At 39.4% G+C, this 17,107-nt stretch carries 17 protein-coding genes; 11 read left to right on the forward strand and 6 right to left on the reverse strand.

The window, feature by feature from the left end; all coding sequences use genetic code 11:
* Positions 1-5: 5 nt before the first annotated feature.
* From MMU07_RS00635 to MMU07_RS00655, 5 genes are all read right to left on the reverse strand, one after another.
* On the reverse strand, positions 6-2,468 hold the full coding sequence (locus tag MMU07_RS00635) for an FtsK/SpoIIIE family DNA translocase (RefSeq protein WP_241123891.1): 2,463 nt from the start codon (positions 2,466-2,468) through the stop codon (positions 6-8).
* A gap of 123 nt (positions 2,469-2,591) precedes the next feature.
* Complete coding sequence (locus MMU07_RS00640; RefSeq protein WP_241123892.1) at positions 2,592-3,650, reverse strand: quinone-dependent dihydroorotate dehydrogenase; 1,059 nt, start codon at positions 3,648-3,650, stop codon at positions 2,592-2,594.
* Between the two features lie 68 nt (positions 3,651-3,718).
* Positions 3,719-4,624: a site-specific tyrosine recombinase XerD gene (gene xerD, locus MMU07_RS00645; RefSeq protein ID WP_241123893.1), complete on the reverse strand. Its 906-nt coding sequence runs from the start codon at positions 4,622-4,624 to the stop codon at positions 3,719-3,721.
* A gap of 92 nt (positions 4,625-4,716) precedes the next feature.
* Entirely contained in the window at positions 4,717-5,109 is a 393-nt protein-coding gene (gene vapC / locus MMU07_RS00650; RefSeq protein WP_336246154.1) for a type II toxin-antitoxin system VapC family toxin, read from the reverse strand.
* A 3-nt stretch (positions 5,110-5,112) separates the two neighbouring features.
* Positions 5,113-5,304, reverse strand: a complete 192-nt coding sequence (locus tag MMU07_RS00655; RefSeq protein ID WP_241123894.1) for a type II toxin-antitoxin system VapB family antitoxin — start codon at positions 5,302-5,304, stop codon at positions 5,113-5,115.
* A 160-nt stretch (positions 5,305-5,464) separates the two neighbouring features.
* Here MMU07_RS00655 and aroQ point away from each other — a divergent pair, with 160 nt between their 5' ends.
* From aroQ to MMU07_RS00695, 8 genes are all read left to right on the forward strand, one after another.
* Positions 5,465-5,884, forward strand: a complete 420-nt coding sequence (gene aroQ, locus MMU07_RS00660; RefSeq protein WP_113925061.1) for a type II 3-dehydroquinate dehydratase — start codon at positions 5,465-5,467, stop codon at positions 5,882-5,884.
* A gap of 6 nt (positions 5,885-5,890) precedes the next feature.
* A complete protein-coding gene (locus MMU07_RS00665; RefSeq protein WP_241123895.1) occupies positions 5,891-6,946 on the forward strand; it encodes an aminotransferase class V-fold PLP-dependent enzyme in 1,056 nt (351 codons plus the stop codon).
* Between the two features lie 4 nt (positions 6,947-6,950).
* Positions 6,951-7,535 (forward strand): MarC family protein, encoded by a 585-nt coding sequence (locus MMU07_RS00670; protein WP_241123896.1) that lies wholly within the window; start codon positions 6,951-6,953, stop codon positions 7,533-7,535.
* 58 nt (positions 7,536-7,593) lie between these two features.
* A complete protein-coding gene (rnhA, locus tag MMU07_RS00675) occupies positions 7,594-8,049 on the forward strand; it encodes a ribonuclease HI (RefSeq protein ID WP_241123897.1) in 456 nt (151 codons plus the stop codon).
* Between the two features lie 64 nt (positions 8,050-8,113).
* Positions 8,114-8,830 carry a tRNA1(Val) (adenine(37)-N6)-methyltransferase gene (locus tag MMU07_RS00680; protein WP_241123898.1) on the forward strand — a complete coding sequence of 239 codons (717 nt, stop codon included), beginning with the start codon at positions 8,114-8,116 and terminating at the stop codon, positions 8,828-8,830.
* An 84-nt stretch (positions 8,831-8,914) separates the two neighbouring features.
* The gene (locus MMU07_RS00685) at positions 8,915-10,381 is read left to right on the forward strand and encodes an IPT/TIG domain-containing protein (RefSeq protein ID WP_241123899.1); all 1,467 of its coding nucleotides are present in this window, start codon (positions 8,915-8,917) and stop codon (positions 10,379-10,381) included.
* A gap of 8 nt (positions 10,382-10,389) precedes the next feature.
* On the forward strand, positions 10,390-12,792 hold the full coding sequence (locus tag MMU07_RS00690; RefSeq protein ID WP_241123900.1) for a TonB-dependent receptor: 2,403 nt from the start codon (positions 10,390-10,392) through the stop codon (positions 12,790-12,792).
* Positions 12,793-12,797: 5 nt separating this feature from the next.
* Complete coding sequence (locus MMU07_RS00695; RefSeq protein ID WP_241123901.1) at positions 12,798-13,862, forward strand: DUF4249 domain-containing protein; 1,065 nt, start codon at positions 12,798-12,800, stop codon at positions 13,860-13,862.
* A gap of 89 nt (positions 13,863-13,951) precedes the next feature.
* Here the strand turns inward: MMU07_RS00695 and MMU07_RS00700 are convergent, their stop codons facing one another.
* Positions 13,952-15,289, reverse strand: coding sequence for a saccharopine dehydrogenase C-terminal domain-containing protein (locus MMU07_RS00700; RefSeq protein ID WP_241123902.1), 1,338 nt, complete (start codon positions 15,287-15,289; stop codon positions 13,952-13,954).
* Positions 15,290-15,423: 134 nt separating this feature from the next.
* On the opposite strand from MMU07_RS00700, the gene MMU07_RS00705 reads away from it, so the two are divergent.
* The 3 genes from MMU07_RS00705 (at position 15,424) to MMU07_RS00715 (ending at position 17,073) form a co-directional block, all read left to right on the forward strand.
* A complete protein-coding gene (locus tag MMU07_RS00705) occupies positions 15,424-15,906 on the forward strand; it encodes a cytidine deaminase (protein WP_241123903.1) in 483 nt (160 codons plus the stop codon).
* The gene (locus MMU07_RS00710; RefSeq protein WP_241123904.1) at positions 15,907-16,545 is read left to right on the forward strand and encodes an alpha/beta hydrolase; all 639 of its coding nucleotides are present in this window, start codon (positions 15,907-15,909) and stop codon (positions 16,543-16,545) included.
* 87 nt (positions 16,546-16,632) lie between these two features.
* Positions 16,633-17,073: a UPF0158 family protein gene (locus tag MMU07_RS00715; protein WP_241123905.1), complete on the forward strand. Its 441-nt coding sequence runs from the start codon at positions 16,633-16,635 to the stop codon at positions 17,071-17,073.
* The last annotated feature ends 34 nt before the right edge of the window (positions 17,074-17,107 follow it).

The following is a 17,107-nucleotide window of genomic DNA, read 5'->3' on the forward strand; positions in this document are numbered from 1 at the left end:
GATAATTACAAATTGTTCAATAACCGTTCCAAACTTGCCTCATCCTGTACCAATACCTCTCTGGCTTTACTACCTTCAAAGGGTCCAACAATTCCCGCGGCCTCGAGTTGATCTACAATTCTACCGGCTCGGTTATAGCCAAGTTTCAGTTTTCTTTGGATCAAAGAAGTACTTCCCTGCTGATGCAAAACAATGAGCCTTGCCGCGTCGTTAAATAATGGATCTCTATCTGACAAATCAATATCAGATAGACTTCCTTCTCCTTCTTCGCCCGCAAATTCCGGTAGTAAATAAGCATCCGGATAGCCTTTTTGTGCACCTATCCAATCGCAGATAGAATCTACCTCGGGAGTATCTAGAAATGCACATTGGATCCGTGTCACGTCTGATCCTTGGGAAAGCAACATGTCTCCCATACCGATCAGCTGCTCGGCTCCACCTGCATCGAGAATGGTGCGGCTATCAATTTTGGAAGTAACTCTGAAGGAAAGTCTTGCAGGAAAATTGGCTTTGATTATACCTGTGATGACATTGACAGAAGGCCTTTGCGTTGCCACGACCAAGTGTATCCCAATCGCTCTCGCAAGTTGGGCGAGTCTGGCTATAGGTGCTTCAATTTCCTTACCGGCTGTCATCATCAAGTCAGCCAACTCATCTATCACCAAGACTATGTATGGCATAAACTTGTGCCCTTTTTCAGGACTGAGTTTTCTGGCTACAAATTTCGCATTGTATTCCTTGAGATTTCTACATCCTGCATCTTTGAGTAAATCATAGCGGTTGTCCATTTCTATACACAAGGAATTTAGGGTATAGATTACTTTTTTGGTATCTGTAATGATGGCCTCATCTGTGCCAGGAAGTTTCGCCAGAAAATGCCTTTCAATTTTGTTGAAAAGTGTCAATTCTACTTTTTTGGGATCGACGAGTACAAACTTCAATTGGGAAGGATGCTTCTTATATACCAAAGAGGCCAAAATCATATTCAGACCAACTGATTTTCCCTGACCTGTCGCCCCTGCCATCAGCAGGTGAGGCATCTTAGCCAGATCCATGACAAAGACTTCATTGGAAATGGTTTTGCCCAATGCAACAGGCAAATCTTTGTCGCTGTGTAGAAATTTTTCCGTTCCAAGTACTGATTTTGCAGGTACAAGCTCCCGATTTTTGTTTGGTACTTCAATACCGATAGTGCCTTTTCCTGGCATCGGGGCTATGATCCGTATTCCGAGTGCCGCCAAACTCAAGGCAATATCATCTTCTAGGTTTTTGATTTTGGAAATTTTAACACCTGGGTCAGGGATGATTTCATACAAGGTGACCGTTGGGCCGATGGTGGCCTTTATTTCCTGGATCCCAATTTTGAAATTGACCAGAGTCTCCACAATCTTGTTTTTGTTTTCTTCAAGTTCCTGTCTCGATACGGTCACTTTTTGTACATCATATTCATTCAATAAATCCAAAGTGGGATACTTATAATTAGGCAGATCCAATGTCGGGTCATAAGGGTCAAGGTTTTCAACCTCAAGGGCTGTCTTTTCTTCTTTAGGTTTGTTGATTGCAAATTTCTTTTCCTCGGGTTTTTCAATAACGATTTCGTCTTCCAAGTCATCATCCCCTTGTATATTAAAAACAGGATCTTTCGATGGAGCAGGTTTTTCTTTTTCTTCTGATTTAATGGTCCAGGAACTCGCTTCTTCTTCCATGTCTATTTCTTCCATCTCCTCTTCAAAACCAACTTCATCCCTAACTTCATCTAGCTCGGTCAAAGCTTCGGCACTGGTGGAAGTTTGGGATTTTTCCGCTATGCTTTCTGGTGGAGAGGAAGTCGCAAACCAACTTAGCTGACGGATATCAAAATAAAAAATAATGAAAATCAAAATTGAGCCGAAAATCAGTATAAAAGTTCCCCAACCCAAAAACTCGTCAGCCAATAGACCAAGTTCAAACCCAAACCCACCACTCAAATACCCCAAAGTGCTATATCCATCCGCAAGCTGGACAAGATAACCGCTGAGAAGACCAATCCAAAAAACGAAAAACAAGGCAAAGCCGCTGTACCTTGACAAAGAGACCAGGGATTTTTTGAAAGCCAATTTAAAACCAAGAAAAAACAAGTAGGGTGGCAAAAGAAATGCTGACAGACCAAACCATTTACGGATAAAAACATCGGACATTTTTGCACCGAACAGCCCCAGCCAATTACGAGCCTCAGCAGCTGTAGTTCGGATTCCTTCTTGGATTTCCGATTCTACGAGACTTTGATCGGCTTTTCCGGAAAATATATAACTCAGAAATGCAAAAAATGAGAATATAGCAAATGACATCAGAATGATCCCCAAAGTCAGTGGAATTCTTTTATCTCTCGCAAAAGCTATTGAAAACCTTGTAGGGTTACTTTCCTGTGCCCTAGGTTTTGAATCGCTTTTTTTTCTGAAAGTATTTGTTTTTGGGGTATCCGAAGTCATATTAAGTTATACTGTCACTCTTCAAATTAAAGGAAGATTGCTGAAATATACAGATTTCAAATCTAGGAGTTTTACAAATCGGTCAAAACCAAGAGTAAAGAATTAACTGTGATCAATTCAAAATCAATTGGGATTAATGGATTTGCCTTTCAAATATTTGACCAAACCTTTATTGATATTTTTGATCAATCCAGGCCCTTCATAAATCATTCCTGTGTAGACCTGAACAAGAGAAGCTCCTGCCTCCAATTTGTCGATGGCATCTTGGGCAGAGAAAATCCCACCCACTCCTATGATAGGGAATGCCTTGTTGGATTGACTGGATAGGTATCTGATAACTTCGGTACTTCTTTTGGCAATGACCTTTCCGCTCACCCCGCCTGCACCGATCGCATCTATTTTATAAGCATTAGTTTTTAGTTGAGACCTGTCGATGGTAGTATTGGTCGCTATGACACCATCAATTTCGGTTTCTATGACTATTTCGATAATATCATCCAATTGGCCTACAGTCAGGTCAGGAGCAATTTTTAATAGTATGGGCTTTGGACTAGATTTTTTTGCGTTTGCTTCCTTGACAGCTAGCAAAAGCTTTTTTAAAGGTTCTTTTTCTTGAAGTTCACGAAGATTTGGCGTATTCGGTGAACTGACATTGACCACAAAATAATCTACATAAGGATGTAACGCATGCAGACAATAGAGGTAATCTTCCACAGCGTTTTCATTGGGAGTTAATTTGTTTTTTCCGATGTTTCCTCCAATGAGCACATTTGTTTTTACATTTTGAAGTCTTTTGATTGCTTCTTGTACACCGCCGTTGTTAAATCCCATTCTATTGATTAACGCCTCATCTTCGGGAAGTCTAAACAATCGGGGCAGGGGATTACCCTCCTGTCCTTTTGGTGTTAAAGTCCCGATTTCAATAAAACCAAAACCCAACATAGCCATTTCTTCAATAAGCTTGGCGTCTTTGTCAAAGCCGGCTGCGAGGCCAACAGGGTTTTTGAAGTGCAGGCCAAATACTTCTCTTTCCAAAATGGGATTTTGATAATCAAATATTCCCTCAATGATGTTTTTGATTAGAGGAAGATTGAAAGTTTTTTTTATCCAAGAAAAAGTAAAATGGTGTGCGTCCTCCGGATTTTTGGTAAAAAGTATTGGCTTGAGTAAAGATTTATACACAGTGATCTGGTTTTTTTTCAATGCGCTAAAATAAGGTAAATGCTTGGGAAAATAGAAGAAAATCAGTCTTATTTCCTAGGATGAAACTCATTGAGCACCTGTCTCAAATAATCTCTGTCCAAATGTGTGTAAATCTCTGTTGTAGTGATACTTTCATGACCGAGCATTTCCTGAACGGCACGGAGATCGGCGCCGCCTTCGATCAGGTGAGTCGCGAAACTGTGCCTGAAGGTATGGGGACTTACATTTTTCTGAAGGCCTATGGTTCCGACCTGCTTTTTGATGATAAGAAAAACCATCACCCGACTCAGTTTTTTGCCGCGACGGTTTAGAAACACATATTGTTCATGACCTTTGACTGGATCAATTTCTTTTCTTTTTTCTTCGATATAATATTTTAGGTATTTCAAAGCGTCCCTTCCAATAGGAACCAGACGCTCTTTGTTTCCTTTGCCTATTACTCTCAAAAAACCTATATCAGGATAGACATTTGCAATTTTGAGGTCAGTCAGTTCAGACACCCTCAATCCTGAGCTGTACAAAATCTCCAACATTGCCCTGTTTCGGTGACCTTCTGGTTCGCCGAGTGGAATGCTCTCGAGAATTTGGGTGATTTCGATGTAACTGAGTGTATCGGGCAGTTTGCGGCCTAGCTTTGGAGCTTCCAAAAGCTGGGCTGGATCTTCGGATATGAGGTCCTCATACATCAGAAATCGGAAAAATGCTTTTATCCCCGAAATTATCCTCGCCTGTGTATATTCTGAGATTTCAAGTTCTGCGAGTCCATTCACAAAATACCTTAAATGCTGTAACTGAACCTCGGTCGGTTTGGTGTCGGGAAAATACTTAACCATATACCTGCTTAGTTTTTCCATATCCTGTTGGTAGGCTAGGATGGAGTTTGGGCTTAGGGAGCGCTCCAGCTTAAGGTAATGTTGAAACTGACGGAGGGATGCATCCCAATGGTTGGACATTTTTGATTTTTTGGGGTGAGTTTATTTTTTTGGAAAGGGGGTAAAGAAAACATATAATTCTGAATCAAGCACTTCCGTTTCAAAAGCAGTATTCAGAAGATCTGAAGTGTGGAGTGGGTTGCAATCATATCAAAATCTCTGTCCAAATGCCAGACCTTCAAATCGTGTTCAATTGTATACCATGCAATAAGGCAATCGTTACTTTTTCTAATCGTTGCTCCTTTCTGTCCCAGTTCCAAATATAGATTTGCTGCTCCGATGGCGGCATCGTATGGCTCATTTATGAGTTGCTTCAATCCTGATATTTTATCCTCCAAAATTTTGAACTCTTTCTTATTTCTGCAGCCTTGGAGAAGTTCCTGGATTATGGGTGGGCAGACACAAATTCTATCTTCCAAAATTAACTCATAAAACCTGTCTGAGTCTTTATCCTCAGGATTATTCAGAAACGAAATCCACTTTGAGGTATCTACAAAAATATCTATATTTTAAATTGACCTCATTTCTTCAAGGTTTCCTTCCCATTTGATTTTTCTCCTGAGGTCGGCCAATTCCTGCAATTTGATTTTTCTTACAAATTCCCTCAATGCAGTGTCCACCGCCTCTTTTTTTGTTTTGATGGATGTTTTTTGAAGAATTTCATTCTTCAATTTTTCATCTATCTCTATATTGGTTCTCATGGAATACATAATCTACACACAAAAAAAGCAATTTTTATACACAAAGACTGTCTTTTTTTTGGATTATCAACTCAAACTGTTTTAAAACAAAAGGTTTATCCTTTTTAAAACAAATCCTTCCTTAACTTTGAACTCAGATAACCACTAAACCTATTTTGCCTTGAAAATCATCATCATCAACGGTCCCAATCTCAATCTCTTGGGAAAAAGAGAACCCGAGATTTATGGGAGCACTTCTTTCGAAGAATTCTTTGACACGCTCAAAACCAAATTTTCCGAAATTGATCTTTCCTATTTCCAAAGTAATATTGAGGGAGAAATTATTGACAAGATCCATGAGGTGGGCTTTTCATATGATGCGATTTTGCTCAATGCCGGCGGGTATACGCACACTTCGGTGGCCATTTCTGATGCGATAGCGGGAGTAAAAACACCCGTGTTGGAAGTGCATATCTCAAACATCTACAAGCGTGAAGAGTTCCGTCACAAGAGTATCATCACCAAAGAATGTGTGGGCATGATTTCAGGCCTTGGACTCAAAGGTTATGAATTGGCTATCCGTTATTTTCTTAACAATTAATTGACCATGGTAACATTTGCTCCAGGACCTTCCAAAGTCTATGACAGTCTTCCAAAATACATGCAGGAAGCATACGAAAAAGGTATTTTGAGTGCCAATCACCGCTCGGCTGTATTTATGAACCTCTATCAGGAGACTGAAACCCTGATGAGAGAAAAGCTACACATGCCCCAAGATTACAAGTTGCTTTTCACATCATCAGCTACAGAAAATTGGGAGATTATTTCCCAATCCATTGTGCAGTCTGCGGGCTACCATATTTTCTCTGGTTCTTTTGGCAAAAAATGGTATGAATATGCCAGGTATATCGAACCCAAAACATTTGCCCACAAGCTTGATCCAGACAAAACTGTCGACGTGGAATCATTACAAATCGGAGAGGAATTTGACCTGATCGCCATTACCCAAAACGAGACCTCTAATGCCACTCAGGTGACGAATGAGACAATCGCTGCGATTGCCAACAAGTATCCCGAAAAGATGATCGTTGTAGATACGACTTCTTCCATGGCAGGAATCGAGCTCAATTTTAATTTGGCAGATATTTGGTATGCTTCAGTTCAAAAATGCTTTGGTCTTCCTGCAGGATTGGGGATTCTGATTGTTTCTCCAAAAGCCATTGCCAAAGCAAAAGATAAAGGGGAAAAAGGCAGGTACAACAGCCTTAATTTCATGTTAGAAAATGCCGAAATCTACCAGACCCATTACACGCCAAATGTTTTTGGAATATACTTGCTCTACCGGGTACTTAAGGATATGCCTGAAATCCAGCATATCGACCAACAGACCCGGGACCGAATGAGAAAATTGGAAGATACCATTGCAAATACCTCCGAGCTGAGGATGCTTATCCATAATCCCGAAGCCCGAAGCAGTACAGTTTTGGCTATTTCAGGAAAGGAGGAATTCATCTCAGAAATCAAAAAAGCTGCAGAAAAGGAAGGAATGCAATTGGGAAGTGGATATGGTCCCCTGAAGCCGACCAGCTTTAGAATTGCCAATTTCCCGGCCATCAATGAGTCCGAATTTTCAAAGTTGGTGGAATTTCTAAAGAAATATTGACCCAATGTTCAATCTCAAAGAGATTTTCTCAGTTACCCTAATCCTTTTTTCTGTAATTGATATTTTGGGATCAATTCCCATCGTCATCAATCTCAGAAAAAAAGTGGGCCATATCCAATCCGGTAAAGCAACCATAGCTGCAGGATTTCTGATGATCCTTTTTTTATTTTTTGGGGAATCCATCTTGAAATTATTTGGTATTGGAGTCGATGACTTTGCCATTGCAGGGGCTTTGATCATTTTTGCCATCGGCGCCGAAATGATTTTGGGAATAGAGCTTTTCAAACCGGATCCGGAGGCTTCAACAACAAGTGCTTCTATAGTACCCATCGCATTTCCTCTGATTGCGGGGGCAGGAACACTGACGACGATTTTGACCTTAAAAGCAGAATATACCCAAGCAAATATTGCCGTGGGGATGATCATCAACCTCGGGATAGTATATGCTGTTTTGAAAAGTACCAATTGGTTAGAAAGGAAATTGGGTAAAACGGGATTAGACGTTTTGAGAAGAATCTTCGGAATTATCCTATTATCGATTGCCATCAAGATTTTCAAAGGAGCTTTATTTTCCGGTGAGTTGGATTGATTTCTAACTTCCATGAAAGAGACTATTTTTGGTCTAAGTTTAGCTGAGATTTATTAAAATGATTATAATATTTACAGATGGAGCGGCCAAGGGCAATCCCGGGCCGGGAGGTTATGGCGTAGTGATGAAGTATAACCAACACCGAAAGGAACTTTCAGAGGGTTTTCGGTACACTACCAACAACAGAATGGAACTTTTGGCGGTCATCCGTGCACTTCAGGAAATCAAAGTGAGAGATATCCCTGTCACCATTTATTCTGATAGTAAGTATGTGGTAGATGCCATCGAAAAAGGTTGGCTTTGGGGCTGGCAAAAAAAAGGATTCAAGGATAAAAAAAACCCGGATCTATGGAGGCAATATATCCCATTGCATGTAAAGTACAAGCCTAAATTTGTGTGGGTGAAAGGTCACGCAGGACATCTTGAAAATGAGCGTTGCGACCAATTGGCCGTTGAGGCTGCTGAAAGACCCAACTTACCTCCGGATGAGGAATATGAAAAAGGAGAGCTATAAATTTTATCCGGAATAAGGCAAATAAAATTTGATTCACATTTTTTTCAACTTTCAATACAATCCCATGAGCCAATCGACACCTTTCTGTTTCAAGCGATTTTCGATCCATCATGACCGTTGTGCTATGAAAGTGGGTACCGATGGCGTACTTTTGGGAGCCTTAGCAGGCGACGAAAATCCAAAAAATATTCTTGAAATAGGGGTTGGGACGGGTGTTGTGTCATTGATGTTGGCACAAAGATTTCCCGAGGCAAAGATTACCGGTGTGGAAATCGAAAAGGAGGCTTGGATTCAAGCCACCGAAAATGCTAAGCAGAGCCCTTGGAGCGATAGGATCGAATTCATCAACATGCCCTTTCAGGAATTTTGGATAAACCAAAGCAAAAAATATGACTTGATAGTAAGCAATCCCCCTTATTTTACAAACCATCTCAAATCCCCTGATCCAAAACGAAATATGGCTCTGCATAACGACGGCCTGACTTTTGGGGAATTAGCTGCAGGAGTTGTTTCCTTAATCGATACCAAATCGGAGTTTTGGGTGATTTTACCTCCAAGTCAAATGCTTGAATTGGAAAAACAATTTTCTCCTTACGGGTTAAAAATCACTTCAAAGATCCAGATTAAGGATAATCCCTCAAAAAATATTATACGGGCTATATTTAAGTTTTCTTTATTTGATCAAATTTTAAGTGTAAGAAGCTTATCAATAAAGTCGGAAAGCGGAATTTATTCCAATGATTATTCTGAACTACTACGGGAATTTCTGATTGTTTTTTAGTTTATAATAAAACCACATTTGATCAAATTGTTTTTTTAAATCCAATATTGATGTATTTTTAGCCCTGCATTAAGTTTGAATTACATGGATAAAAGTAAATTTGGGTTAATTACGTTGCTGCTTTGTTTTTTTGGAATTTTCTCTTCCTGTGAAGAAGAAAGTCAGATTACAACTTCTCTTATCACGGAGGAAGTGATATACCTAAGTGGTGAAAGAGCACGGATTTTGGGGAGAATTATCACCAATCAAAATGTTGAAGCAAGTGACCATGGTTTTTACCTATCAGAGAGTGAATCATTTTCCCAACCGATTGTAATTTCACTGGGAGAAAGAGTCGCACCGGGAAGATTTATCGGGGAGACAAGCGAACTTGATATTCAGAAAAAATATTTTGTAAAGTCCTTTATTTCCCTTCCTGATGGTATTCAGTTTGGGAATGTATTGGAAGTAACTACTTTAAGTCCTGACGTGGATAGTTTTTCACCTCAAAATGGCCCTGTAGGGACTACCATTAATATAAAAGGGAAAAACTTCACTTCCGATACAAGGGTTTTTGTCGGAGACCGTGAAGCCCAAGTAATTAGGATTGATTTTGAATCCTCTATCACTGCAATAATTCCTGCTAGCGGCACTGTCGCTTTGGAGGAAGTGAAGGTAGTGGTTCAGAATCAGGAAATTCTTTTCGATGACAAGTTTGAGTATACCACCGGTAAATTTACGCAGTTAGCAGATTTTCCTTTTCCTGCTAGAATATCAGAAAATATCTACTTCCAAGATAATTCAGGGTTTTATTTTGGTTTAGGATCTGAAGGTTCACGCTTTCTAAACCCAACTATCTGGAAGTATAATTTGTCTAACAATCAATGGGCTACCATTCCCTTTTCGGGTGCGCCTTTGTGGCGTGCTTTTTCTACTCCGAAATACTTTGGCGGAGGAGCATCAGCGATCACATTAGTTCCGTATATACCAAGTTTCGATTTTTGGAAAATTGAAAATGGAAATTTCAATAAACTTCCTGATTTAAGTTTCCAAGCCATTAATTCTATATCGTTTGAGTTAAACGATAAGCTATATGTTTTTGGGGGTTCTGTTGGGACAGGTAATGAATCTTATGTGTACACAGCGAATACGGGCCAATGGCGAAAAATTGCAAATACGCCATTTCCTATGAACAACACGATGGCTAATTTCAATTTCGAAAGAAAAGGCTATGTCATCAATCCCGAAAACAGGGAAATTTATTTATTTGATTCAGATACAGATACTTGGAGCTATTTTGGGATTTTTCCGGGGGAGTTGGGGGGTGGCTCAGCTTTGGGGATTACGGTTGGAAATAAGGTTTTTGTAGGTCTAGCCAATAGATCCCTACAGATTTGGGAGTTGAATATGGAAACAAACGGTTGGGTTAAAAAGAACAATTTCACAGGTTCTCCCATAGCCAGAAACATCGCCACCTTTGTTGACAATGGATTGATTTATTTTATAAGAAATGGAGAAATGCAAGGCTTTGGTTCAATGGAGTTTTGGGTTTTTGATCCACAAGCGTTATGATGATTGATATGAAAAAATGTTTACCCTATATTTTCTTATTCTTCCTTCTGGTTTCAGGGGAGCTTTTGGCCCAACAAAAAAATATTGTTGGCAGAGACATCGGCCAATTGAAGGACATAAAAATCAGTGGTCGCCTTATTGATCAAATATCCGGAGATCCCCTTGTAGGTGCCACAGTTACCGTAAAGGAGCTAAATAAGACCGAAATTACCAATACCAATGGTGCTTTCAACCTTGTTCTGGATAGGGCAGATTATATTTTAGAAATTCGTTACGTGGGATATGAAACTGTCATTTATCCATTTGTCGCAGTTGGGGATGGAAGGATAAGTTTAACCATGATTCAAGAGGATTTTACCTTGGATGATGTTGTAATCTATGGAAGGGATCCTGAAAAAAATATTAGGAGTACCGATATGGGAGCGATTAGTGTGAGCATGAACACCTTGAAGGAACTCCCCCCATTCATGGGAGAAGTAGATATAATCCGGTCATTGGCCACATTACCTGGAGTGAGTCAGGTTGGCGAAGCCTCATCAGGCCTAAATGTAAGAGGTGGCGGAGCCGACCAAAACCTAATTCTATTTGCAGGGGCGCCTATTTACAATCCTTCACACCTATTTGGATTGTTCACTGCCTTTAATCCTGATGTTGTCAATGATTTTGTTTTATACAAAGCAATTATTCCCACGAAGTTTGGTGGTAGGGGTTCATCTATCCTTGACATTTCGCCCAAATCCGGCAGTCTGGATAAATGGGGTGGAGATATGATGGTGGGGACAGTTTCAGGAAAGCTGTCTGTTAACGGACCTGTCATCAAAGATAAAGTTTCCGCAAAAATTGGATTTAGAGGTTCTTATATCAATTGGCTCTTAGGAGCGATGAACAATCCTGACCTCCGTTCCAGTCAAGCAAATTTTAATGATGTAAATGGTATTATATATGGAGAAATCAATGAAAACCATAATGTCACCTACAGTTTTTACAGGAGTTATGATGATTTTGCTTTAGCTTCTGATACTACAATTTCCTGGACCAACTTGAGCCATACGGTAAGATATCAAGGAAAATTCTCAGAGAGGCTGTCTGCTGATTTTGTAGGGTATTATTCAAAATATGACTTTTCCATTTTTAATAAATCTGGAATAAACAATTTTGACTTAGAATCAGGAATCACAGATGTAGGATTAAGGTTAAATTTCACCTATGCACTGGGAGAAAACAACAGGATTTCATTTGGTGGAGATACCAAAAACATCACTATAAGACCCGGAGAACTTATACCGGGCATCTCTGAAGGTGAAGCGACTATTTTGCCTAAGAAGGTACAGGACGAATTTGCAAGGGAATCTGGATTTTATCTTCAGCATGAACTTGAATTTGGTGAGAAAATAGGGCTTTCTTATGGAATAAGGTATGATATGTACCAATATTATGGGCCTAGGACAGTAAAAGAATATGCTCCTAACCTTCCCTTGAATGAAGGAAATGTAATAGGAGAAAGAACCTATGCATCGGGAGAAACCATTCAAACCTATGATGGCTGGGGCCCAAGGGCATCTCTTAGATATTCTTTGGATTCAAAAACTTCGATCAAGGCAGGATATAACAAAATGTATCAATTTATCCATTTGATTTCAAATACTGCGACAATAGCGCCAACTGATGTTTGGAAGCTCAGTGACCAGTTTTTTAAGCCCCAGATAGTAGACCAATATTCATTGGGGATTTACAAAAACCTCAAAGGCAATATTTTTGAAACTTCCATTGAGGTTTATTATAAGGAAATCGATAATGTTTTGGAATATAAAGACGGAGCAAGACTTTTGCTCCAACAAAATCTCGAAACTGAAATTGTTCCCGGACAAGGTCAAGCATATGGCGTAGAAGTTTATGTTAAGAAAAATCTTGGAAGAACCACGGGATGGGCGAGTTATACTTACTCCCGTTCATTGAGGAGGGTAATTACGCCATTTGAGGAAGAGATAATCAATGATGGTGAATGGTTTGCTTCAAACTTTGACAAACCGCATGATCTGACTTTGATAGGAAATTACAAATTGGCAACTAATGCCTCCATCTCTGCTACTTTCTCCTATAGCACAGGTAGGCCTGTTTCTTTCCCTGAAGCCAAATTTGACTTTGCGGGAAATTCCCTCGCTTTTTTCAAGGAAAGAAACACCCAGAGGATTCCTGATTTCCACAGGCTAGATCTTTCCTTGAATTTTAAATTAAAGGGAAATACTAAGTTTCATGATGGAGATTGGACTTTTGCAGTTATGAACGTATATGGAAGAAAAAACCCTTTCTCAGTATTCTTTGCAGACCAAGCGGGATCTCCTCCCCAATCTTATATATTGGCCATTCTTGGAGTGCCATTCCCAACCTTAAGTTATTCGCTTAAATTCTGATCGTGATGTTGAAAAGATTAATTTATATTCTGTTACTGTTTCCGATTTCATGTATTGAACCATATAGGGTTGAGTTGCCAGAAGGTGAACAACTCCTCACTGTAGATGGATTTGTAACCACAGAACCGGGACCTCATAATATTAGGCTAACCAGAAGTGATACTTATGGGAGTGTTTTTGAGGGACTTATACGACCTGTTTCCCAAGCAAGTGTGGCTATCCGCGATAGTGAAGGAAATGTTGTTTTTCTCACAGAATCTGAAGAAAGAGGAGTCTACCAAACTCCGGCCGATTTTCAGGCCAGAGTTGGGATTTCTTATTCACTTCTTATCGAACTCCAAGGTGGGAAGTCGTATACTTCCTTACCTGAAATGGTAAATTCAGTACCTGAAATTGAGGCCTTGACGTATAGGGCTATTGAAGTAAAAACTGCCAATAGGCTTCAAGATAAGATCGGTGTCCAGATTTTTACACAATTCAGAGATCCAAGCGATCAGACTAACTTCTATTATTGGAGACAGGGCCGGGGTTCATATGTTTTGGTAGCTAATCCTGAGCTGTTTACTTTACCTCCGGACCACCCCACCAATCCCAGAGGCTCAGCACCAAAGGATTGTTGTTCTACTTGCTTCTTACAGGAGCAATCCCGAATTCAAACATTTTCCCTTGCTTCAGATCTTGATTTTAACGGATTAAGACAAAATATTCCCATTGCTTTCATAGAAGACGATGGCCTAAGATTTAAAAGTACCTATCGTGCCGAAATCCTTCAAATGTCAGTATCAAGAGAGGCGCATCGCTTTTTGAGACTTATTGAGCAGCAGATAAGTCTAACAGGGAGTGTTTTTGATCAGCCTCCCGCCAATATCAGGGGTAATATGATCAGTCTAGATGATCCCGATGAAACTGTTTTAGGGTTTTTTATTGCAGCCTCCGTCTCCAAAAAAGAGGTTTTTATCCAGCGAAACAACTTAGAGTTTACCCAAACACCAAAAGTAATTGCTGACGACTGCCTTACTGTAAGGGGAGCTACTTTAGATCCACCTGCAGGTTGGAATATTGATGATTAAATTTCAGTTTATTGTTATATTTTGGAAAGACATGGATACAAAATCCATGTCTTTTTTTGAATCTTGCCGTCTTGACAGATTTATTGATGTTAGTGGATTTCCAGCTTTTCATTTTCTTCGAAAACGATCCCCTTTTTTTCCAAGGCACCCAAGATGGGTTCAAAAAATTCCTTGTGGACAGGTATTTGTAAACCTCTTGATTTAATCTTTCCATCTAAAAATATATCCACGGCGATTGCAAGTGGGAGCCCTACAGTTTTGGACATTGCGGTATATTCTTGATTTTCTCCCTTACAAACCAAACTAGAGATGATTTCTTTTACTCCAAAAGCTCCTTTTACTTCAAATTGGTGCTGCAGTACAACCATGTCTTTATCCTTTGGCCCCAATTGCCATTTTTCTTCCAATATTTTCTGAAGGATAGCGGCAGGACTGCCTATGGCATAGGGGATGGGCTTTTCAGAAAACAGTCCCAGCCATTCAATCTTTGATAGGGTATCTTGATTAATTTTTGGAAGATATTCCTGTAATTTTTCCTCTACTATTTTTGAAGGATGAAAGGGTAAGAAGGAATTTAGAAAACTTCTGTAGCTTACACCTTTTGGAAAATCCATTTGAAAAGAATCATCTGTCATCCCTAGTTGAACTAAAACATTCCATGCTTGGCAAAAGCCCGATCTCCTAAGTGTACCTCTCAGAATTGTAGGGATATTATCTAGCCCGTAGATTGATCTATATTTTAAAGAATCCCGGTTAGCATAACCATCAAATTCTCCTGCTTGGGAAAAACTTACTTTGTCAAGTCTTTCGAACAGTTTATGGTATGGGATGCATTTAATTTGGCCTGCTTGAAAATAACGCGATACTCCCTGACCTGCTAGGACTACATTCCTTGGGTTCCAGGTAAATTTGTATTTCCACGGATTGTCTTCGCTTTCCGGTGCGAGTACTCCTCCACAAAAAGATTTAAAGGAAATGATTTCGTGACCTTTCGCTTTTTCTTCTGTAATTATTTTCATGGCTGACATATGGTCAATACCCGGGTCTAGTCCACATTCATTGAGGAAAAGAAGGTTTTTTACCTTGACCTCATTGGCTAGTTTTCTTAAATCCTCGGATTCATAGGAGGCTGTGAAGAAGTGTTTGCCAAATGTCAGACAGTCCTTCGCTATGATAGGGTGCAAAGATGCCGGCAACATGGATACAACTATGTCTGATTTTTGTATAAGAGAAATTCTTTCCTCACTATTGTCAATATCTATAGCTACTGCTGTGGCATTTGGATTTGATTTGACCTTTTCGGCTGCCATTTTTTCTGACATATCAGCTACAATGACTTTTCTATTCTTAGGTCCGGCACTTTCCAAAAGAAAATCAATTAAATAAGAAGATGATTTGCCTGCGCCGATAATTAGAATAGTTTGCATAAAGTCAATAAAAGATTATCAATTCCCGAAATTGTAAAAAAAGGATGAAGGCTAAAAATCAAAAAGGCTTAATTAGAAAAATAGTGCAATTCCCGTTTTTTTTTTGTTAATTCCGTCCCTTTTTAAATAGAATAATGAATAGAAAATTAGAAATGACTGCCTCTCTTGAAGTGATACCTAAAAACAATTGGACAGTTGAGGAAGCGATGCTTATTTCAAAAGCAAAAGAAATTTTAGAAATGGCACATGCTCCGTATTCCAAGTTTCTAGTTGGAGCGTCTTTGCTGCTTGAAAATGGAGAGGTTTTTTCCGGCAACAATCAAGAAAATGTGTCGTTCCCTGTCGGCGTTTGTGCAGAACGGGCAGTTTTGAGTTATGTGATGGGGAATTTTCCAAATACCCGACCGCTCAAGATCGCAATTGCAGCTAAGAGAATGGGGGAAACTAGTTATGCTTATGTGACTCCTTGCGGGATGTGCAGGCAGATGATCAATGAATATGAGATTAAATTTGGCTGTACTATTGAAATTTTGATGCTCAACGGTCAAGATGAGATATTGAAAGCTGCCGGGATAGAACAACTTTTACCCTTTAGATTCCATAATCTTAATTGCTAAATGAAAGCCACATTGACTTATCGCCACAGAGGACAATACCATATGTCCCATCTGCCAAATAGAAATGAAAAAGAAATTATCGTTGCCCTTCATGGCTATGGGCAATTAGCTGAATATTTTCTAAAAAAACTTGAACCTATTTTTAGTGATGATAGACTGGTTATTGTGCCTGAAGCCACAAATTATTCTTACCAAAAGGGATTTTCAGGAAGGGTTGGAGCCAATTGGATGACAAGCCATGAGAGAGAAACAGCGATTCAAAATAATAATAATTATTTGAACGAAATATTGGAATCAGTTTTGATGAAGTATGGCCAAAAGCCTTCTGTGAAGGTTATCGGATTCTCTCAAGGAGCAGCTACGGCGACGAGGTGGGTAAGTCAACTTTCTTTTAAAATTGATAAACTTGTCTTGTGGAGTGGAGGATTTGCACATGACCTGAATGTCTCCAATGCCGGAGAGAAGTTAAAAAATACTGATGTAGTCGTGGTTTTGGGAAATTCAGATCCAATGCTCACACCTGAATCTATTCAAAAACAAGACGAATTTATTGCTTCTTTACCATTTGAGGTCAGGAGACTCGAATTTAATGGAGGACATGATTTAGATTTACCGCTGATGAGAAGTATTTTTACATGACTAATCGGGTCCTAGTTTAGATGGCTAAAAAGTTTGATTTATTCCGGCAGTTATTTAATTTTCTTAAAAATTTATTTTAATCCCAACATGCTTACCCTATCTGAAAAAGAAGTAGAGAAAATAGCAGTCCAGCTGCTTAAGGGAATGATTTGTTTTTATCAATTAGACAATAAAAAAATCTACCAACTTCCCGATGATGAAGATTATTTCAATTATGATTTGACACCTGAAGAGGAGGATATCTTAGATGAAATTGACGATAATCCTGACAATTTTGCGGAATTTGTCAAAATGGAACCAAACCAAGAACATCAGATGATGGAGAGGTTTGCCGATAGAATAGTGAAAGAAAGAGTTTTTCAAGATGAATTGGTCAATGCATTAAGCAAACCCAAGGCTGCCACAGCATTTAAGTTTTTGATTGACTCTTCAGGAAAATATAATGAGGTATGGAAAGAATACAGACTTCAGAACTATAAGGATTGGATCAAAGAACAGATAGACAGCTTCAATTATGCAGAAGAATAAAAAAAGAAAGAGCCTTGCGTGGCTCTTTCTTTTT

The organism is Cognataquiflexum nitidum (genome assembly GCF_022538055.1).
GTDB classification, from domain to species: domain Bacteria; phylum Bacteroidota; class Bacteroidia; order Cytophagales; family Cyclobacteriaceae; genus Cognataquiflexum; species Cognataquiflexum nitidum.